This is a genomic window from Rhizobium sp. BK529 (assembly GCF_014194105.1).
Taxonomy (GTDB): domain Bacteria; phylum Pseudomonadota; class Alphaproteobacteria; order Rhizobiales; family Rhizobiaceae; genus Rhizobium.
The window spans coordinates 12252-33357 of record NZ_JACIAU010000006.1 but is presented as its reverse complement, the minus strand read 5'-3'; the positions used below and the strand labels follow the sequence as shown (position 1 = coordinate 33357).

At 59.1% G+C, this 21106-nt stretch carries 17 protein-coding genes and 1 riboswitch; of the genes, 11 read left to right on the top strand and 6 right to left on the bottom strand.

From position 1 onward, the window contains the following. Positions 1-45: 45 nt before the first annotated feature. Positions 46-251: riboswitch (cobalamin riboswitch) on the bottom strand. A 40-nt stretch (positions 252-291) separates the two neighbouring features. Then, positions 292-2577, bottom strand: a complete 2286-nt coding sequence (locus tag FHX08_RS27720; RefSeq protein ID WP_132657200.1) for a heavy metal translocating P-type ATPase — start codon at positions 2575-2577, stop codon at positions 292-294. Positions 2578-2648: 71 nt separating this feature from the next. Here FHX08_RS27720 and FHX08_RS27715 point away from each other — a divergent pair, with 71 nt between their 5' ends. The 10 genes from FHX08_RS27715 to FHX08_RS27670 all read left to right on the top strand — a co-directional run bounded on the left by FHX08_RS27715 (position 2649) and on the right by FHX08_RS27670 (position 14755). Continuing rightward, positions 2649-3071 carry a MerR family transcriptional regulator gene (locus FHX08_RS27715; RefSeq protein WP_132657201.1) on the top strand — a complete coding sequence of 141 codons (423 nt, stop codon included), beginning with the start codon at positions 2649-2651 and terminating at the stop codon, positions 3069-3071. A 38-nt stretch (positions 3072-3109) separates the two neighbouring features. Further along, positions 3110-4321 carry a TIGR03862 family flavoprotein gene (locus FHX08_RS27710; RefSeq protein ID WP_132657203.1) on the top strand — a complete coding sequence of 404 codons (1212 nt, stop codon included), beginning with the start codon at positions 3110-3112 and terminating at the stop codon, positions 4319-4321. A 215-nt stretch (positions 4322-4536) separates the two neighbouring features. Further along, a complete protein-coding gene (locus FHX08_RS27705; protein ID WP_132657205.1) occupies positions 4537-5496 on the top strand; it encodes a helix-turn-helix domain-containing protein in 960 nt (319 codons plus the stop codon). 168 nt (positions 5497-5664) lie between these two features. After that, a complete protein-coding gene (gene adh / locus FHX08_RS27700; protein ID WP_184328065.1) occupies positions 5665-7173 on the top strand; it encodes an aldehyde dehydrogenase in 1509 nt (502 codons plus the stop codon). A 73-nt stretch (positions 7174-7246) separates the two neighbouring features. Further along, a complete protein-coding gene (locus FHX08_RS27695) occupies positions 7247-7642 on the top strand; it encodes a DUF779 domain-containing protein (RefSeq protein WP_132657209.1) in 396 nt (131 codons plus the stop codon). A gap of 87 nt (positions 7643-7729) precedes the next feature. Next, entirely contained in the window at positions 7730-8326 is a 597-nt protein-coding gene (locus FHX08_RS27690; RefSeq protein ID WP_132657211.1) for a DJ-1/PfpI family protein, read from the top strand. 124 nt (positions 8327-8450) lie between these two features. Further along, positions 8451-8801, top strand: a complete 351-nt coding sequence (locus FHX08_RS27685) for a ribbon-helix-helix domain-containing protein (RefSeq protein WP_132657213.1) — start codon at positions 8451-8453, stop codon at positions 8799-8801. 176 nt (positions 8802-8977) lie between these two features. Next, positions 8978-10111, top strand: a complete 1134-nt coding sequence (locus tag FHX08_RS27680) for a calcium:proton antiporter (RefSeq protein ID WP_132657215.1) — start codon at positions 8978-8980, stop codon at positions 10109-10111. Positions 10112-10348: 237 nt separating this feature from the next. After that, positions 10349-11545, top strand: a complete 1197-nt coding sequence (locus FHX08_RS27675; protein WP_132657217.1) for an efflux RND transporter periplasmic adaptor subunit — start codon at positions 10349-10351, stop codon at positions 11543-11545. 42 nt (positions 11546-11587) lie between these two features. After that, positions 11588-14755 (top strand): efflux RND transporter permease subunit, encoded by a 3168-nt coding sequence (locus tag FHX08_RS27670; RefSeq protein WP_132657218.1) that lies wholly within the window; start codon positions 11588-11590, stop codon positions 14753-14755. A 13-nt stretch (positions 14756-14768) separates the two neighbouring features. On the opposite strand, the gene FHX08_RS27665 is transcribed toward FHX08_RS27670, so the two are convergent. From FHX08_RS27665 to FHX08_RS27655, 3 genes are all read right to left on the bottom strand, one after another. Then, positions 14769-15098 (bottom strand): hypothetical protein, encoded by a 330-nt coding sequence (locus FHX08_RS27665; RefSeq protein WP_132657220.1) that lies wholly within the window; start codon positions 15096-15098, stop codon positions 14769-14771. Beyond that, positions 15095-15886 (bottom strand): DUF2092 domain-containing protein, encoded by a 792-nt coding sequence (locus tag FHX08_RS27660; protein WP_184328064.1) that lies wholly within the window; start codon positions 15884-15886, stop codon positions 15095-15097. Before FHX08_RS27660 ends, FHX08_RS27665 begins: the two co-directional genes overlap by 4 nt. A 167-nt stretch (positions 15887-16053) precedes the next feature. Continuing rightward, entirely contained in the window at positions 16054-16851 is a 798-nt protein-coding gene (locus FHX08_RS27655) for a cysteine rich repeat-containing protein (protein ID WP_132657222.1), read from the bottom strand. Between the two features lie 442 nt (positions 16852-17293). On the opposite strand from FHX08_RS27655, the gene FHX08_RS27650 reads away from it, so the two are divergent. Beyond that, positions 17294-19132 (top strand): SLC13 family permease, encoded by a 1839-nt coding sequence (locus tag FHX08_RS27650; RefSeq protein WP_184328063.1) that lies wholly within the window; start codon positions 17294-17296, stop codon positions 19130-19132. Between the two features lie 58 nt (positions 19133-19190). Here FHX08_RS27650 and FHX08_RS27645 read toward each other — a convergent pair whose 3' ends face one another. Together FHX08_RS27645 and FHX08_RS31775 are read right to left on the bottom strand one after the other, a co-directional pair. Then, on the bottom strand, positions 19191-20261 hold the full coding sequence (locus FHX08_RS27645) for a helix-turn-helix domain-containing protein (protein WP_184328062.1): 1071 nt from the start codon (positions 20259-20261) through the stop codon (positions 19191-19193). 410 nt (positions 20262-20671) lie between these two features. Continuing rightward, positions 20672-21061 (bottom strand): hypothetical protein, encoded by a 390-nt coding sequence (locus FHX08_RS31775; protein WP_245508357.1) that lies wholly within the window; start codon positions 21059-21061, stop codon positions 20672-20674. Between the last annotated feature and the right edge of the window lie 45 nt (positions 21062-21106).

Here is a 21106-nt window from a genome sequence, read left to right as displayed (position 1 = left end):
GCGGGGCGCTGTCTCGCAAAAGCGGCGCACCGGGACACCCCGCCCGTGGACGTTATCAATCGCGGCAGGTCTCCTGGCTCGCGGGTCATCAACATCGTCCAGTCTTCCCAGGCGTCTTCCCAGTGACGTCGAAGGACGGTGTCTATCCGCTTACAGTTGCGGGGGCAGCTCCGGTCTTGGCGATGGCCGCACCGAATTCCCTCTTAGCCCCGGATCGGCAGATCCAGAGAACCACGATGCGTCAAGCATGCACGTGCCGTATCCGATCGTCAAGATGATATAAAGAAATCTTTATGTCTTTATCTGAAGCAGACGGAGTGCGTTCATCGTCACCAGCACGGTTGCACCCGTATCCGCAAGAATCGCCGGCCACAGGCCGGTAATGCCGGCAATGGTGGTGATGAGGAACACCGCCTTCAGCCCGAGAGCCATGCTGATGTTCTGCATGATATTGCGCATGGTCCGCTTCGAAAGCTCGATCATGCGCGCCACATCGCCTACACGCCCATGCAGCACCGCTGCATCGGCTGTTTCCAGCGCCACATCGGTAGCGCCGCCCATGGCGATGCCGACATCGGCTGCTGCAAGTGCCGGCGCATCGTTGATGCCGTCACCGACCTTGGCGACGAAGAGCCCTTCCTTCTTTAATTCGCCGACAATGCGCTGCTTGTCCTGCGGCAGCAGCTCGCCACGCCAGTCGATACCAAGATCGCCGGCAACGGCGGCTGCCGTACGCTTGTTGTCGCCGGTCAGCATGATGGCACGCACGCCGGCCGCCTTCAGCGTCACGAGACCACTTTTTGCATCCTCGCGCGGCTCGTCGCGCATGGCGATCAAGCCGCCAGCGACGCCATCGACGAGCAACACCGAAACACTCTTGCCCACGCCGTTCAGCGCAGCGACCTGCTCGTCCTGCTCAGCATTCAGCGCCCCACGCTCGCGCGCTGCCGGCGGCGACAAAAGATCAAGCACCTCGCCACCCACCTTCCCGGTCATCCCCTTGCCGGGCAGCGCTTCGACTTCGAAAGCCGGCGGCACAGGCACGCCATCGGCCTTGGCGCGATTGAGGATGGCAAGCGCCAGCGGGTGGCTGGAGCCCTGTTCCAGGACCGCGGCGCGCGATAATACCTGCGCCTCCGAGCGACCATAGGCAATGATATCGGTCACCTGCGGCTTGCCTTCGGTCAGCGTGCCCGTCTTGTCGAAGGCGACAGCCGTCACCTTGCCGAGCGATTCCAGAACCGCCCCACCCTTCATCAGCAACCCGCGACGCGCGCCCGCCGAAAGCGAAGCGGCAATCGCCGCCGGAGTGGAGATAACAAGAGCACAAGGGCAGCCGATCAGCAGGATCGCAAGGCCCTTATAGATCCATTCGCCCCATGCCGCTCCCATCAGCAGCGGCGGCAGGACCGCGACCAGAGCCGCTACAACGACGACACCCGGCGTATAATAGCGCGAGAACCGGTCGATGAAGCGCTCGGTCGGCGCCTTCGATTCCTGGGCTTCCTCGACCAGCTTGACGACGCGGGCAATCGTATTGTCCTCGGCAGCGGCGGTGACGCGAACACGCAATGCTGCATCGCCATTGACCGTGCCGGCAAAAACGGTCTCGCCTGCACCCTTGCGCACCGGCGTGCTTTCGCCCGTCACCGGAGCCTCGTCGATAGCGCTTTCACCGGAGAGAATTGTGCCGTCGGCAGAAATCCGGTCTCCCGGCCGTACAAGAATGACGGAGCCGACCGCGAGCGTCTCCGCCGGCACCTCCTTCATCTCGCCGCCGGTTTCAAGCAGCGCATTCTTCGGCACCAGCGTCGTCAGCGACTGAATGCTGGCGCGCGCCTTGCCGGCAGCGACGCCCTCCAGCAATTCGCCGACAAGGAACAGGAAGACAACAGTGGCTGCTTCTTCCCCGGCATTGATGATGACGGCGCCGACAGCGGCAATAGTCATCAGCATTTCGATGGAAAAGGGTATCCCGGCAAGTGCTGCCATGATCGCACGCCGCGTAATCGGAACTAGCCCGACCAGCATGGCTGCGATGAAAGCATAGGAAGCGATCGCGGGCACCAGATGGCCGACAGCATAGGCTATAACGAGCGCCAGGCCGGAGAAGATCGTCAGCCGGCCCTTCTTGCTCTGCCACCATGGACCGGTCATTGGCCCGTGATCATGACCGTGCAGTCCCGCGACTTCCTCCGCACCGTGCAAATGCCCGTGATCGGAACGATCATGACCGGCATGATCGTGATCATGGCCCTCATGGGAGTGATCATGATGTTCATGTCCGGCATGGTCATGATCGTGATCATGATGCGCGTGATCGTGATTCTCCTTTGGTTCCTGAGCGGGCGCCTTGCCCATGAGCGGAGCGACGGAATATCCGAGGCCGGTCACCTTCCTCTCAATCGCCTTGAGATCGCTGCTGCCGTTGTGGTGCACCGTCATCGTGCCCGCCGTCACCGAAACAGAGACATCCTCGACGCCATCCATACGCCTTACGACCGTATCGATTTTCGTTGCGCAGGCAGCGCAATCCATGCCCCCGAGCCTGTACCGCGCCTGTGATGCTTCACTCATGATCTAAATCCTTGCTTGTAGGCTGCATCCTTCCTACATCCTCTAGCGACTAGAGGTACAAGAGGAAAATCATGAAAAAGATCACCATTGGTGAAGCCGCCCGTCAGAGCGGCGTCAAGGTGCCGACGATCCGCTATTATGAAGGTATTGGCCTCCTATCCGCGCCAAATCGCAGCGAGGGCAACCAGCGCTCGTACGAACCATCAGACCTCAATCGCCTCGCCTTCATCCGCCACGCCCGCGAGCTCGGTTTCGAGATCGATGCGATCCGCACCTTGCTTCAGCTGCAGGACGATCCGCACCAGTCCTGCGCCTCCGCCGACGCCATCGCCAAGGCGCGCCTGATCGAAGTCGAACAGCGTATCCGCAGTCTGAATGCGCTCAAGGCGGAACTCGAACAGATGGTGGAGGGGTGCGGCCATGGCCGAGTCGATCAGTGCCGGGTCATCGAGGTGCTCGCCGACCACGGCAAGTGCGTGCATCCGCATCACTGAGACTTGCGCCGGATCATCGGCCACGCCAAGAAGGCGCAATGAAGCAGAAAACAATCGCGATCATCGGCGGCGGTCCCGCAGGTTTGTCGGCCGCCGAAATATTATCGGAGAGCGGTCATGCCGTCGCCGTCTATGACGCGATGCCGACCTTCGCCCGGAAGTTCCTGCTCGCCGGCAAGTCGGGTCTCAACATCACCCATTCGGAAGACTACGACCGTTTCGCCACCCGCTTCGGCGACGCCAATGTCAGTCTCCGGCAAGCCCTCAACGCCTTCACCCCGGCCGATATCCGCGCGTGGGCAGCCGGCCTCGGCACGGAAACCTTCGTCGGCTCCTCCGGCAGAGTCTTCCCCAAGGTCATGAAAGCCTCGCCGCTTCTGCGCGCCTGGCTTTCCCGGCTGGAGCAACACGGCGTCAGCTTCTTCACCCGCCATCGCTGGATCGGCTTTGTTGAGGGCGGGCATAGTTTCGAAACGATCGGCGGACGCAAGACGATCTCCTGCGATGCCACGCTGCTTGCGCTTGGCGGCGCAAGCTACCCTCGCCTTGGCTCCGATGCGGCCTGGCTGCCGCTGCTTACCGAACGTGGTATTAAAATCGCTCCATTCCAGCCAGCCAATTGTGGCTTCGACGTCGACTGGAGCGATCCCTTCCGTGAGCGTTTTGCCGGCGAACCGCTGAAATCCGTCACGGCAACCTCCTCCGCGGGCACATTTCCCGGCGAATTCGTCATCACCAGGCACGGCATCGAGGGCAGCCTCGTCTATGCGCATGCAGCCGCTCTGCGCGATCAACTACGTGGCGAAGGCAAGGCGCCTTTGACGCTCGACCTCGCCCCCGGCCGCACGCTCGAACGTCTTTCCCGCGATCTTGCCCGCCAGGATGCGAAATCGAGCTTCTCTAACCGTCTGCGCAAAGGCGCAGGCCTCGACGGCGTGAAAGCTGCGCTCCTGCGCGAACTGACGCTGGAGACCGATCGCAACGACCCGCAGAAGCTCGCCGCCGCCATCAAGGCTCTGCCGATTCCGCTTCTGCGTCCGCGTCCGATCGCCGAGGCCATCTCGTCTGCCGGCGGCATCGCCTGGAGCGACATCGACGAACACTACATGCTAAAACATCTGCCCGGCGTCTTTGCAGCCGGAGAGATGCTGAATTGGGAAGCGCCGACAGGCGGTTATCTGCTCACAGCCTGTTTCGCCACGGGCCGTGCCGCGGCAAAAGGCATCGAAAGTTGGCTCAGCCGAAAATGAAGGCAGCCGGCGATTATTTCCGGCTTTCGGTTTTCACTTTTGCCTACGGTCATATTATCGCGATCACGACGTGTGAACCGCAGTGTTTAACTGTCTCAGATATGCGACACCCATCATCAGGCAAATTCAATCCATACAATCCGCAGTCCCGCCGGCTGATTGCAAAGCCGCCGCGTTTACATCAGAATATGCGCAAGTTCCGTGGGAGGAGCCTTATGCACGAACAATCCGCACATGCGGAGCATGTCTATACGTGCGCCCAGCAAAACTCTGCTGCGGCCAGTTCGCCGATCGTGGCTTCGTGGCGCCGATGCATGACCATGTATCAGCTTGCGCCGGAAGAAAAACGCGCACCTCTGCGTCTCACGGAGCAGGAATTCCGCCTTGCGCGGGAACAATCAGAACAATTGATGGCGGATGCTCGCGAGGAACTCGACCGTCTCTTCATGACCGTCGGCAAGGCCGGCTGCTGCCTGCTTTTAACGGATCGTAACGGCATCGCGCTGGAGCGCCGCGGCGCTGTCGGCAATGATAAGGAATTCCAGGATCTCGGTCTCTGGACAGGCTCGGTCTGGACTGAAGCCAGCATCGGCACGAACGGCATCGGCACGGCCCTCGCCGATGAGCGTTCCGTTGCCGTCTTCCGCGACCAACACTTCTTCTGCTCCAATATCAAGCTGAGCTGCACCACCGCGCCGATCCGCGATCACCGCGGGCTTCTTGCCGCCGCCCTCGACATTTCCACCTGCCGCGATGATGTCAACGAGATGACGCTCACCATTCTCTCGCAGGCCGTACGGGATGCAGCGATGCGCATCGAGCTCAATCTGTTCCGTTCTGCGTTTGCCGGCGCCCGCTTCGTCATGGTCCCGGCCGGCGCCAATTCCGCCAACGCCCTGCTGGCCGTTGACCGGCACGATCTCATCCTCGGCGCCACGCGCGCCGCCCGTCTCGCCCTCAAGTTGGATGACATACGCATCGCCGCCGGGCTTCCTGCCTCCGATGCGCTGCAGGAAGGCCGCGTCTCGCAGGAAGAGGAAATGGCCGAGGCGGAAAGGGCTGCTCTCCTGCGAGCGCTGTCCCGCACCCATGGCAATGTCTCTCAGGCCGCCACAGCCCTCGGCATCAGCCGTGCCACGCTTCACCGGAAGATGAAGAAGCTCGACCTGCACTGAGACAGGGCGAGAGGTTCGATCACGATTTCATGGTGGTGCCGAAACCTGTCGCAAGTCTGCGACACTGTGCACTGCGGTATTGGCTAGCGACCCTGTTGCCCCGGGTAAAAGCGGCACAGATTTCTCCCACTGGTTCGATCCGGAACCTGTTCATCAAGGGAGGATGACATGCTTCATCAAAAAATCGTCGAGTCGCCGTTCAAACTGAAATACGGCAACTATATCGGTGGCGAGTGGCGCGAGCCGATCGGCGGCAAATATTTCGACAACGTCACGCCCGTCACTGGCGGCAAGCTCTGCGAAATCCCGCGCTCCGATGAAAAAGACATCAATGCCGCGCTCGATGCCGCCCATGCCGCGAAGGAAAAATGGGGCCGGACGTCCACCACCGAGCGCTCCAACATCCTTATGAAGATCGCCCAGCGTATGGAAGACAAGCTGGAGCTTCTGGCCCAGGCCGAAACCTGGGACAATGGCAAGCCGATCCGCGAAACCATGGCAGCCGACATTCCGCTCGCCATCGACCACTTCCGCTATTTCGCTTCCTGCATCCGTGCCCAGGAAGGCACGATCGGCGAAATCGATCATGATACGGTCGCCTACCACTTCCATGAGCCACTCGGCGTCGTCGGGCAGATCATTCCCTGGAACTTCCCGATTCTGATGGCCGCCTGGAAGCTTGCGCCGGCCCTGGCCGCCGGCAACTGCGTCGTCATCAAGCCAGCCGAACAGACTCCCGCCTCCCTGCTTCTCTGGGCAGAAATCGTTGGCGACCTGCTTCCGCCCGGCGTGCTCAATATCGTCAACGGTTTTGGTCTCGAAGCCGGCAAGCCACTCGCCTCCAGCCCGCGCATCGCCAAGATCGCCTTCACCGGCGAGACCACGACAGGCCGCCTCATCATGCAATATGCCAGCCAGAACCTCATTCCGGTCACACTGGAACTCGGTGGCAAGTCGCCCAACATCTTCTTTGCCGATGTGGCAGCCGAAGGCGATGATTTCTTCGACAAGGCGCTCGAAGGTTTCGCCATGTTCGCGCTGAACCAGGGCGAGGTCTGCACCTGCCCGAGCCGCGCTCTCATCCAGGAATCAATCTATGACCGCTTCATGGAACGGGCCGTCAAACGGGTCGAAGCCATCAAGCAGGGCAACCCTCTCGACCCGGCAACGATGATCGGCGCCCAGGCCTCGACCGAGCAGATGGAGAAGATCCTCGCCTACCTCGATATCGGCAAGCAGGAAGGCGCACAGGTGCTTGCCGGCGGCTCACGCAACGATCTCGGCGGCGAATTGTCTGACGGCTATTACGTCAAACCGACCATCTTCAAGGGCCACAACAAGATGCGCGTATTCCAGGAAGAGATATTCGGGCCGGTCGTCTCGGTCACCACCTTCAAGGATGAGAAGGAAGCGCTCGAGATCGCCAATGATACGCTTTACGGCCTCGGCGCCGGTATCTGGACACGCGATGCCAACCGCGCCTATCGCTTCGGCCGGGAAATCCAGGCCGGCCGCGTCTGGACCAATTGCTACCACGCCTATCCGGCCCATGCGGCCTTCGGCGGCTACAAGCAGTCCGGCATTGGTCGCGAAACACACAAGATGATGCTCGACCACTACCAGCAGACCAAGAACATGCTGGTCAGCTATAGCCCGAAGAAGCTCGGCTTCTTCTGAGAGCCATCCAATTGTTCTACTATCAAGTCTCCTCCCTTCGTGGGGAGGAGACATTGTCTTGGAGGAGGCAATCATGGAACAGACGGCCAATGGCGAACCACGTGTGCTCGCCACCGATGCAGCGCTCGACCTCATCAGGGAAATCCAGCAGGATTATCCCAAAATCCTCTTCCATCAGTCCGGCGGCTGCTGCGACGGCTCTTCACCCATGTGTTATCCGACGGACGATTTCATCGTCGGCGATCAGGATGTGAAGCTCGGCGAGATCGGCGGCGTGCCAGTCTATATCAGCGCCAGCCAGTTCGAGGCCTGGAAACACACGCAGCTCATCATCGATGTCGTGCCCGGCCGCGGCGGCATGTTCTCGCTCGATAATGGCCGTGAGAAGCGCTTCCTCACCCGTTCGCGCATGTTCGGCGGCGGCGAGGCCTGCGCGATTCCCGATGTCAGGGCACGCGAGACGACCTGATTAGGAAGCCCCGTGTAGTATTCCTATATTACCCGCGGCCGCGATCCTTTGTTAAAGTCCATCTGTTGGTTTTTACGGGAGGAAGACATGCCAGCGAGCAAGATCCTGATGATCACAGGCGATTTCACTGAAGATTACGAGACCATGGTGCCGTTCCAGACGCTGCTTGCCTGCGGCTATACGGTCCATGCCGTCTGCCCCGGCAAGACTGCCGGCCAGACGGTCGCCACCGCCATCCATGATTTCGAGGGCGACCAAACCTATTCGGAAAAGCGCGGTCATAACTTCGCGCTGAACGCCACGTTCGAAAGCGTGCGCGCCGAAGATTACGATGCGCTCGTCATCCCCGGTGGCCGCGCACCGGAATATCTTCGCCTCAACCCCGATGTCATCAAGACTGTCAGGCATTTCTTTGATGCCAACAAGCCGGTTGCCGCGATCTGCCACGGGGCCCAGCTTCTGGCCGCCGCCGACGTTCTCAAGGGCCGCACCTGCTCGGCCTATCCCGCCTGCCGTCCCGAAGTCGAGCTTGCCGGCGGCACCTATGCCGATATCCCGATCAGCGATGCGGTTTCCGATGGCAATCTCGTCACTGCACCGGCCTGGCCAGCCCATCCTTCGTGGCTGCGCCAGTTCATGACGGTGCTCGATGCGGCAACGGTTCTGGAGACCAATGCCGCCTAAAGCATGTCGCGCCAAAGTACGCAGCGGTTCTGCGATACCGACATGCAAAATCAAAGCCTTAAAGCGTGGCAAACGAATCCGAAGGATCGCGACACGCTTTAAATGGACCGGCGGGAGGAACGTGATGTGTGAACTGTTCATCAAAGCCGATGCGCGGCTCTGGGAAAGCACCACCCGGTCGCTGCGTATCGATGGCATGGTCACCAGTGTGCGGCTGGAGAATTTCTTTTGGTCGAAGCTAGAGGAAATTGCCGCCCGCGACGGCATGAACGTGGTCCAGCTGATCACCAAGCTGCACCACGAGTCGATCGATGCCGGCCATGATCTCGGCAACTTCACCTCGTTCCTCCGCGTCTGCTGCGCCCGCTACCTGGACCTCCAGCTTGCCGGCGACATCCCCGCCGACCTCTCGAGGCCGATTGCCGGCCTCAATGCGCCGGAAATTCTGGGGCGGGAGAAGCGGAAATATCATTGATCGCGGATCACACACGGCGTGATGATTTTTAGATAGGCGGAATACCCTTCTGCGTGAGACAATCGCCCTTAACCGCCTTCAAACCGCCCTGCTCGGTCGGATAGGGCGGAGGGGAGCGGAGGGGGAAGTGGCAACGGTCGTAGCGCGACGGTATTTCGTGACCCATGGTGGTCTCGATGACTGACGGTTCCACAATACGCACCTCGGGCGTAGCGGGCCTTGCACGCGAGGAATGGTTTCTCGGCGTCAGTTTCGCGACCAGCCTGGCTTTCCTCGTTTTCCCGGAGCAAATATTTAGCCGGCTTTCTGAGCCGCTTTGGTTCGCTCTCATTTTTCTGTGGCTCTTTGCCGTGGTGCTGGGCTCTGCCTTGTCGGTCGTTCGCCACGCCGATCATCTGGGGGAGCAGCTTCAGGAGCCTTACGGAACCCTCATCCTGACCCTTGCCATCACCTCGATCGAGGTGATGGCGATTTCGGCCGTCATGCTGCATGGAGAAAATAATCCGACACTTGCTCGCGACACATTGTTTGCCGTGGTCATGATCATCCTGAATGGCATGGTGGGGCTGTCCCTGCTCTTTGGCGCATGGCGGCGCGAGGATCAGCAGCACAACCTGCACGGTGCCAATGCCTATCTCGGCGTTATCGTTCCGCTGGCGACCCTGAGCCTGGTCATGCCCACGTTCCTCGCCGGCCCGGACGACCCGCATCCCTCGGCTCCAAGACAGATGTTCCTCGGTGTCGTCTCGATCGGTCTTTACTGCATCTTTCTGCTGCTGCAGGCCGGACGGCATCATCGCTACTTCGCCGACGACAGCGATCATCATGAAACCCATACCGTCGTCATCAGCCACCATCGACCGGTATGGTATCACGCGGTGATGCTGCTGGCCTTCATGGGACCGGTTGCCTTCCTGGTCGAACAGCTTGCAAGGCCGATCGACTACGTAATCGAAACCTTGCATGCGCCCGCTGCATTCGGGGGCGTGGTCATGGCGATTCTTGTTGCAACGCCCGAGGCAATCAGCGCCGTGCGCGCCTCCATCGCCGACCATCTCCAGCGCGCCATCAATATCTTTCTCGGCTCCGTCTTGTCGACGATCGGTCTGACCGTGCCGGCAATGCTGGCGATCAGCCACCTCTACGGGCATCCGGTCACGCTCGGCCTTCAGGGGCCAGATCTGGTCATGTTCCTGCTGACGCTCGCCGTCAGCATCATCACCTTCTCAAGCGGCCGCACCAATCTCATGCAGGGTGCAGTTCACCTGGTGCTGTTCATCGCCTACGTGCTGCTCATTACCCAACAATGAGCACAACGCCCGTCTCGCCTGCTGGCGGCCATTTCGTCAAAAGAAGCCGAGGCTTAGCCTTGCCGGTACCAAGCGGCCATGATTTGTTTAGGCGCAGCTAAATTGCTTACCGGAAGCTATTGCAATTTCGAAACATCCCGCGGCATAGTAGCGCATGCCTGAAGATCCGGCGAACTTTGAGGGGCGCCGCCGAGGCACGCATAAGACCGGGACACGTAAATTGTCGGGGCAACAGGAATGCGTGAGGGATTGCATCGGGGCCAGCAGATTTTTGTAACCCTCATCGGCATGGCCGCACTCGCCGCCTGCGATGGAAGCAGCAACACCTACGTTCCGCCTCCGCCACCCGCCGTTCACGTCGCCGAGCCTGTGCAACAGCCCATAACTCTTTATTTCGAGCTGACGGGCAACACCGCCCCACTCAATTCCGTCGATATCGAAGCGCGTGTCCAGGGCTACCTTCAATCGATCGATTATCAGGACGGCACATCGGTGACGAAGGGCACCAAGCTCTTCGGCATCGAACGCGATACCTACCAGGCACAACTCGATCAGGCGAAGGCATCGCTCGCTTCGCAACAGGCCTCTCAGGTCGGGGCCAAGCAGGAATATGACCGCCAGTTGAACCTCCTCAAACAGCAGGTCACCACGCAGACTGCCGTCGATAGCGCCAAGGCGACGCTCGACGAAGCGAACGCCGCCATCCTCAACGCCCAGGCCAATCTCGAGCTCGCGACGATCAATCTCGGCTACACCGAAGTGCTTGCGCCCTTTGACGGTACTGTGACCAACCACCTCGTCGATATCGGTACGCTCGTCGGCGTCTCAGGCCCAACCAAGCTTGCCAGCATCGTTCAGACAGATCCGATCTATGCCTATTTCAACGTCAGCGAATCCCAGGTGCTGCTGATCAAGGATATGCTGAGGAAGCAGGGACGCACATTCAAGCAGACGGACCTTCCGAGCATTCCCGCCGAGCTCGGCCTGCAATCGGAAGAAGGCTATCCACACAAGGGACATCTCGATTACGTCTCGCCCCAGCTCGATGCATCGACCGGCACCCTGCAGGTGCGGGCTCTGTTCGAAAACAAGGACAAAGCAATGCTGCCAGGCCTCTTCGTGCGCGTGCGCGTGCCCATCGGCCAGAGCGATAAGGCTTTGCTCGTGCGCGACGATGCGATCGCCACCAACCAGCTCGGCAGCTATCTGCTCGTCCTCGGCAAGGACGATATGGTCGAGCAGAAACAGGTCAAGACAGGTCAGCGGGAAGGCGCGCTCCGCGTCATAGAATCCGGCATCGATCCGTCGGACCTGGTTGTCGTCCAGGGCATTCAGCAGGCCATCCCCGGCAGCAAGGTTGCGCCTCAAAAGATCGACATGAATGTGCAGTCGGCGGAAGCCGGCGCCGATGCGAAGGCCACCACGACGCAATAAAATCCGCCGCCACGCTTCATCTGAACGTCCAAGGACAACAGCATGATATCGCGCTTTTTCATCGAACGGCCAGTGCTCGCCAATGTTCTGGCATTGGTCTTTGTTCTCATCGGCGCGGTGGCTCTCTTCCAACTGCCTGTGGCGCAATATCCGAATGTCGTTCCGCCAACCGTGCAGGTCACGACCCGCTTTCCCGGGGCCAGTGCCAAAACGCTTGTCGATACGGTCGCCTTGCCGATCGAGCAGCAGGTCAACGGCGTTCAGGACATGCTCTACATGCAGTCGACGAGCGCGAGCGACGGCACCTATTCCCTGACCGTGACCTTTGCGATCGGCACGGATCCCGACCAGGCGCAGGTACTGGTACAAAACCGCGTTGCCATCGCCATGTCGTCGTTGCCGCAGGCGGTGCAGGTTCAGGGCGTGACGACCCAGAAGAAATCGACGGCGATCCTCGGCTTCGTCAGCCTGACCTCGCCCGACAGCCGCTATGACAGCCTGTTCCTCTCCAACTATGCGGTCATCAATCTGCAGAACGAGCTTGCCCGCCTGCCGGGCGTCGGTAACGTCACGGTGTTCGGCGCCGGCCAATATGCCATGCGCATCTGGATGGATCCGAACCTGCTGCAGGCCCGCGGGCTGACACCTCAAGATATCGTCAATGTGGTGCAGCAGCAGAGCCAGGAAGTGACGGCCGGCCAGATCGGCATTCCGCCAGTCCCGGCGGGACAGACCTTCCAATACACGCTCAATGTCAATGGCCGGCTGAATGATGCCGCCGATTACGAGAACATCATCGTCAAAGTCGATGGTTTGGACGGCGGCCGCGTAACGCGAATCCGCGATATCGGCCGTGTCGAGCTGGGCGCGCAAACATACAGCCAGTCCTTCATGCAGAATGGCCGTCCGGCAGCCGGCATCGGCATTTTCCAGCTACCGGAAGCAAACGCCATCGCGGTGGCCGAGGCAGTCAACGCCAAGATGGCGGAACTGTCGAAGAGCTTTCCGCAAGGTCTCGAATATCACGTTCCCTTCGATACGACGAAATTTGTCAAAGCGTCGATCAACGAAGTCTACGTTACGCTCATCGAGGCAGGCATCCTCGTTCTCATCGTCATCCTCGCTTTCCTGCAGGACTGGCGGGCGATGCTCGTGCCGGCGACGACCGTTCCCGTCACCATCATCGGGGCTTTTGCCGCCATGGCGGCGATGGGCTTTACCGTCAATCTGTCGACGCTGTTTGCGATCGTTCTCGCGATCGGGATCGTCGTCGACGATGCGATCGTCATTGTGGAAGGGGTGGCGCGACACATCGAAGCCGGCATGTCTGGTCGCAAGGCTGCCGAAAAAGCGATGGACGAACTGCTCGGCCCGGTGATCGGCATCACGCTGGTGCTGATGGCCGTTTTCATTCCTGCCGCCTTTCTGCCGGGACTGACCGGCCAGCTTTACCGGCAGTTCGCGCTCGTCATCGCGGCAACGGCACTGATCAGCGCCATCAATGCCGTCACGCTGAAACCGACACAATGCGCTCTCTGGCTACGAACGCCGGTGCCGCCTGAAAAACGCAACTTCTTCTATCGTAGCTTCAATAGCATCTACGATCGCTGTGAACGCGGTTACGTCAGGCTGATCAACGCGATGGTCCATCATAGCGTCGTCATGGTCATCCTGGCGCTGGCGCTGATGGGCGTTGCCGTCTGGGGGCTCAGCCGGGTGCCGACCGCCTTCCTGCCGATCGAGGATCAGGGCTACGTCCTGATCAATGCCCAGCTGCCTGATGGCGCAGCGAAGGAACGCACTGATGCAGTGTTGGCGCAGGTCGGAAAGATTGCCGAGGAGACGCCTGGTGTCGATCAGGTGCTGACGATCAGCGGCATGTCCGTTCTCGACAACAATGCCAGTCTGCAGAATGCCGGCGTCGCCTATGTGGTGCTGAAAGACTGGGACGAACGCCTCAAGGAAAAGGGGCAGGATCTGCTTTCCATCTACCAGCATCTGAATGGCGCCCTCGAAAGCATACTGGTCGCAAAAACCCTGGTCATCGTACCGCCCCCAATCCAGGGCGTTGGTAATGCCAGCGGCTTCACGATGCAGGTGGAACTCAAGAACGGCGTTTCCGACTACGCTTTGCTGCAGGCTCTCTCCGACACGATCGTGAAAAATGGCGAAGCCCAGTCATCGCTGCAGAGGCTGAGCACGCCGTTCCGCTCGAACGTTCCGCAGTTCGAAGTCTCCGTCAACCGCATCAAGGCTGAAACGCTGGGCGTTACCGTTGGTCAGGTTTTCTCGGCGCTCTCGGGCTATGTAGGATCGAGCTATGTAACGCAATTCAACAAGTTCGGCCGCACATTCCAGGTCTATGCACAAGCCTCCTCCGAATTTCGCGTCAGTCCCAACGATATCCGCAATCTGAAGGTCAAGGCCGGCGATGGCACCATGGTGCCGCTCGGAACCGTCGTCGATGTCACGCCGATGCAGGGCCCCTCGCTGATCAGCCTCTACAACCTCTATCCATCGGCAACGATTGTCGGCGGACCGGCCACCGGCTTCAGTTCCGGTCAGGCGCTCGATGTCATGGAGCAGATCGCCAACCACACCTTGCCGCCCGGCACCGGCTACGAATGGACCGCGCTTTCCTATCAGGAGAAAGCAGTCGGCGGTCAGATCTATTACATTTTCGCCCTCGCCATGCTGCTCGTCTACTTCGTGCTGGCAGGACAATATGAAAGCTGGATTCTGCCATTTGCGGTGCTGCTCGCCGTGCCGCTCGCTCTCCTCGGCACGGTCGGAGCGCTAATGGCGGCTGGCGTTGCCAACAACCTCTACACCCAGATCGGCCTGATCCTTCTGATCGCTCTGGCATCGAAGAATGCTATCCTCATCGTCGAATATGCGCGGGAAAAACGGGCGGAGGGCATGGAGATACTGGACGCGGCGGTCGAGGCGGCACGCCTGCGCTTCCGTCCGATCCTCATGACATCATTTGCTTTCATTCTAGGGGTGCTGCCGCTCGTGCTGGCAACGGGTGCGGGCGCCTCCGCCCGCAAGTCGATCGGGATATCGGTCTTCAGCGGCATGATCGCATCAACCTGCCTTGCCGTGCTTTTTGTCCCGTCTTTCTACGTCGTGCTGCAGCGCTTCGAAGAATTCCGAAAGCGCCGCAGTAAAACTCCGGCGGAAGCCGATGCGGAGATGGCAGCGCAATAGGCCTGCAAACGGCCTATTGTACGATCACCTGCACATAAACGCCGCCGCTCTTGGCGTAATACAATCCACCGCAGCGATAGTAATAGCCGCCGTAATAGGGACCATAGATGCAGCCCGGAGGCAGCACGGGGATCGTCGTCGCCGTTCGACGGACAACCCGGCGCGTCGTCCTGCGGGCAACACCGGCATAGGATAGCGGTGTCAAAGGCCGACCGATGACGGCACCCGCCGGAGTGGCAAAGCCGATCGCGAACGGCAGCGGACCTTGTCCCTCAATGCGAAAATCGGTGAAGGTCATCGCGCCGGCAAGGGCGAGGGCAAATGCGAGCTTGCTGAAAGTCATTTCATCTCTCCTGTATCGGCAACGGGCGCGGGAAGCTCATCGATCGACTGGAGTTCGCTCAAATCGACGGTCTTGGCATTGGCCGGGATCTCGATGTTGTAGGAGGTGGCGGCAACCTCCGCTCCGCTTTTGAAGTCGCTGATCTCAAGCGTGTATTGCGGCGCCTGGACGACATGCTTGCTGGTAATCACATAGCGCCGCGGTATCGGCTGCGACCCGGTCTGTATCCAGATCTGCCAGTCGAGTTCCGGTGTCCGGAAGGTCAGATATTCGCATTCCACCCCGTCGACGAAGGCGCTGGAGATATGCTTGGCCTCAGTCACGTCAGACATCAGGATATCGTAGACATGCGACGACAGAAGATCCGCACCAGGCGCTTCCGCGCCCGCATCGGCAAGCCTGTCGATCAGATCGTCGAGCGAGCCCTTGCCGTCGATCTTTGCATAAGCATCGAGGTTCTTCCCATGCACTGTCAGCGTCGAACCGTCGAAACTGACGTCGATATCGGCAAAACCTCCGGTTCTTGTGACACGCAATTTGTCGGGTCTCGTGATGTTGGCCGTACCCGAGCTTACGAACTGCAGCTTTTCGAAGTCCGGCGTCACAGCCTCGAGCGAAGATTGATAGTTGAAGGATATTGTCTTCTGCGCCACCAGAAAATCGGACATGGCCTTAAGAAGGTCTTTAGCATCATCCGCCCACGCAGGCGTCGGCAGGACAAGGCCGGCGGCAATCACGGAATAGGTTAGTATTCGTTTCAATCGCGATAGATGAGAAGTCGATGACATGGCAATTGCCTTTCACTTGTGTCGTCATTGAATTCATCGATGCTGGGATTTCGATGCGAAAAATGGATGGCCGCCCGACGGTCATCCTCCTTTACCGTCATGGAAATCGCCTCGCCCGGAGGCTTAGGCGTTCCCAACGAACGTCGAAAATGAAGGAGAGCAGGCCTCTATAGTCCGGAGCTCAGTACCCGATGGCACGCCGGCGACACGCGCTGCAGATTGTCCCGCAGGCACGAAATCACGCGGCCCCCGCCGACAGGCACCGCCCGGCAAAAAGCCCGGAAATCCGGCCCGCAGGCTTCCCGCGCGATCATCAATTCTTCACGCGGAGAAAAGTCAGGCATTGCCGCCGGCTTGGTCGGCACCGGTGCCGCAGCAGTGGCAGAACCTCCGCCTACAGCGGGAGCACCTGACGCACCCAATGCCGCAACGGCCTGCTGGCAGGGCGCCGACAGGCGAGCACTGTGCTGCTGTAGGCAGGAAAGTGCCGCTGCACCACCTGGAGTCACGCCGGAGCATTGCGCCATGAAGTCGGACCTGCAGGCCGATTTAACGGCACTGCGTTGCGCTTCGGTCGGTTGAGCCGCCGTCTGGGCGCCGCTCGCCGGCGCGGGCGTTGCCGTCCCCGTTGTAGCGGGCGCCGTTTGGGTTGGCTCGGCGGATGTCGATTTCGGCTTGACGGTGATAGCGGAGACCGCCTTGCGGCAGGCAGCAGAAAGAGTGGAATCATGCTGCTGCAGGCATTGCAGCGCCTCCATGCCGCCCGGCTGCACGCCGGAGCATTGTGCGATGAAATCGGACCGGCAGGCTGATCTGATCGCGCTTTTCTGCTCTTCGGTTGGCGCCTGCGCAACGGCAATCCCGGCGAAAAGACTGGCGCAGACAACGCTTGATATCGATAGTCCGGACAAGAGTTGACGTCTCCCGCGCCGCCTTGTCCTTAGAGAAGATGCACGTTCTCGCATTGTCCCCTCCCACAAATATTCATCGATTTACGGCATGAAAACAAATACTCCGGCTGAACAAGACAACAGGATCTCGAAAGGTCGGTGAAAGTCGCGAAACCGGAATTGTGGAATGTCCACCTGTCTTTAGAATTAGCACATTCGAATTCTATAGACTAGGCTCGAATATCCGTTCAAGGACTAGCGTGTTGTGCTTTTATGTTGGCTGTAAGATGCATTTTGTGTCGCCGCACGGAAACAAGAATTCCAGTCATCTATGCTTCGCATCAAGTTGGCTCTGTTTTGAGTAAACTGTAACAGACTGGCGGCGTTGCCAACATTTGCTACGTTGGCACCCCGGAGACTCCGCAAACTGCGGAGATATGGAGTTGAATTTTCCCGACATTGCCTACGTTTGAAGGCAAATCTTCTGTCTTCGCTCCGTTTCATCTCAAGGACATAAATGAACTATCAGCTCGCGCTCGTCCTGTTTCTGCTTCTGACGGCGGTAACCATGTTCGCGATCAACAAGCCGCGCTTCGATGCCGTCGGCTTGTTGATGCTCGTCGCAATGCCGTTTACGGGCGTCATCACAATGAACGAAGCGCTGGCGGGTTTTAGTGATTCTTCTGTAATCCTTATTGCGGCTCTGTTCGTCATAGGCGAGGGCCTAGTGCGAACAGGCGTCGCAAGGCAAGTGGGCGACTGGCTGGACGCCAAAGCCGGCGCCAGCGAAAGCCGATTGTTGGCCCTTTTGATGGTCGCGGTCGCGGGCCTGGGCGCCTTTATGAGTTCGACGGCGGTGGTTGCCATTTTCATCCCCGTCGTACTGCGCATTTCGCAAAACCGTAGTCTGCCTCCCGGGCGGTTGATGATGCCCCTCAGTGTTGCGGCTCTTATCAGCGGCATGATGACCCTCATTGCGACCGCACCCAATCTTATCGTCAATGCCGAGTTGTCCCGCCATGGCATAGAGGCGTTCAGCTTTTTCAGCTTTACCCCCTTTGGACTACCCGTGCTCGCCCTCGGTATCGTCTATATGCTGGTCGCCCGAAAAACGCTGACAGCACAGGCGACGGACGCCGGAAAATCGCCACATCGATTCACTTTGGGTGACTGGATCGAGCGCTATAATCTTGCTGCCCGCGAGCGACGTTTCCTTGTCACCGAACATTCGGCAATGGTTGGCAAGCGGCTCGATGAACTGCAACTGCGCCGCGCCGGAGTAAATCTGCTCGCGATCGAGCGTGGCTCGGGGCTGTCCGCGGAAGTGCTCCGCCCCATGCCACACACCCGGATCGAAGCGGGAGATACGCTACTTGCAGATGTGAACGGATCGGAAACCCCTTTCGAGGCGCTTTGCCAAACCTATTCTCTAGAGGTTCGCCCGCTCCAGCAAGGAAACGATTATTTCAATGATCGGTCTCAGGAGATCGGCATGGTCGAGGTCATCCTGCCGGCCGAGTCCAGCCTGCTTGGCCAGACAATTCCGGAAGCTCAATTGCGCTCGGAATACGGTCTCACCGCGATTGGGCTGAGACATGGCACTCAAGTTGTGACAGATCACCTGCTGGTCGAGAAGCTCAAGCAGGGCGATACGCTATTGTTGGTCGGCTTCTGGTCAGACATAAGCGATCTGCGCAACAATACAGCCGACATGGTCGTGCTTAATATTCCCTCGGACTTCGAGGCGGTACTGCCGGCTCCGGGACGCGCACGGCGTGCGCTCGCAGTACTCGGCCTTACGGTCCTCCTGATGATCACCGGTGTCGTACCGAATGTTCACGCCGCGCTGATCGGTTGTCTGTTGATGGGATTGCTCGGTTGCGTCAATTTCAACAGCGCCTATGCATCGATCTCCTGGAAAACGCTGGTCTTGATCGTTGGCATGCTGCCATTCTCGCTTGCCCTACAGCGGACAGGAGGTATCGATCTTATAGCCGGAGCGGTGATCGATATTGTTGGTGCACATTCTCCATATCTAATCCTTGCCGCCCTCTTTGCGATCACTGCTCTCCTCGGTCTTTTCATTTCAAATACCGCCACGGCAGTCCTGATGGCGCCGATAGCCGTGGCCATCGCCCAGGACATTGGTGAATCTCCGCGGCCCTTTGCCATGATTGTCGCGCTTGCCGCATCGACAGCCTTCATGACACCGGTTTCCTCGCCGGTGAATATGCTCGTCGTCGGACCCGGCGGATATAGCTTCGGCGATTTCGTCAAGGTCGGCGTCCCCCTTTCTATTATTGTGGCGATCGTGAGCATTATGCTGGTTCCACTGCTGATTCCCCTGGGGCAATGAACTCGCGGTGGAGCGCGGCGTCGAAGTCCACTGTGACAGCTGAGCTCGTAGGGTGATGTCAGGCAGAGAGACCGAGCAACAGATGCTCGAGACTTGAGACATGATCGGATTCCTGTGGCCTGGATCGTCCAATGAGATAGCCGCGACCATCCCACCCGATCTCTCGCGCTTCCTTGGGGGATATGCCGAACTCCTGCCGGAACGCGCGGCTGTATGCCGAGGCGTCGAGGAAACCCCACTGCTCCGCTATACGCGCGACTGGACGCATGTCGGAACTGTCAGACAAGGCGTCCCGCGTCCGAAGCAGACGCTGACGTCGAATATAGGCCGAGATGCCGCCAAACGGTTCAAACAATCTGTACAGGCGGGATCTCGACACACCGAGTTCGGCGCAGAGCATATCCGGAGCGAGGTCGGCTTGCGCAAGCTTGAGATCGATCAGTCGCCTTGCCCGCTCTATCAATATCGAATTGATCGGTCCCTTGGCCTCGGCAAAGCGGTTCCGGGACGGCGCCAGGCACATCTCTATGAGGCAGCGCGTAGCTTCGACGACATAGGGGAGTTCGGTAATCCGCAGGTCGGGCAAGGATCGATCGAGGAGAAACAGGTAGTCTCCCAGCAGCGACCCGAGCCGGCCATCAACCTTTGCATTCAGCCTGTCGTCCCGCCCCAGGCTCGAAGCGAACAGATCGCGCGGTATAAACAAGGTCAGAACCCCTTCCGCCTCCATCTCTGCTTCGAAAGGTCTTGCCAGACAGTGCAGATCCGGCAAGGCCCCCCGTTTCGCATAGGTATCGCCACGCTTGGATGAGTGGAATGGCATCAGGAAGTACAAGTGATCAAGTCTGGTTTTTCTTATGTGCCGCCAATGGTGAGCATATCCCTTTCCCGGCAGCTTGGTTCGCGTGAAAGCCAGCTTGCCAAGATCCCAAACCATCTGGCGAGCGGGAAATGACGCATCCTCGCTCTTGGCAAGAGAAAGATCCCAAACCCCTTGGTAAGCGGCGCGAAAGACTTCGAACTGATCTCTTGGAGGAAAAGCCACCGTCGTGAAATCTAGAAAACACGACAGCCTGTCATCTTGAGGCTGGTTCCGACGATCGATTTTCAACCGGGACATACTGATCATCGGCGGACCTCAAAGCACTAACGCCTACGAAGTTGCTCACACGTCCAAAGCCCTTCTTCTTACTATAGTCGGAAACAGCTTTTGAATACGCTCGTGATAAATCGCTATATCGCGTGACGATCCGCCATGCATAAACCCGTGCAATCCCCTGAGCTTAATGGATTTTTTGTCGCCTTCGCTCCCCTGGTGTGAAACCGTCTGGCGCTTTACATGTCCAATAACGCAACACAATTACACGGCAGTCCTCCACTGACTGTTATCAACCCTCGATAGCAATTTCGGGCTTGTCATTTAGACGATTGCGAACTACTTTGCCGCGTAGAGGAATGCCGCTCTTGCGGGCTTGCACGTGCATTAGGCTTAGGCTCGGACCTGAACAGACATCCACCAGATGTAGGCGTGTCTTATGGTTATTCGCTATGCATAAATCCTTGGAACTGGATCTCAGAGGCATCCAAAGCGAACTTCGTCATACCGAGTTCGTGCGGATGAGGGATGTGCTGGGTCCCACGGAGGGCATTTTTCGAACCAAGGAACATGGACATTATCGGCGGATCGATGATTTTGTTTCCCTGTATGTGATGAATTTCGAGGTCCTCCAGTCCTTTAGCCTGGCGATGGCGCTGAGAGATCTCATCTGTATTCAGATAACGATCAAGGGCAGCTATCATCGCTTGGTTGGCGATCATGTCGAACGTGTCAACCCGGCGCAGATACAGATCACCAATTGCCCGCACTCCACCTCGAAAACCGCGGCCGGGACAAAATTGCGCGGGATCATGATTGCCTGCGACAGACAATATTTCCTCGATCGCTTCGGCCTGAGGCCAGACAACATTCCGGCT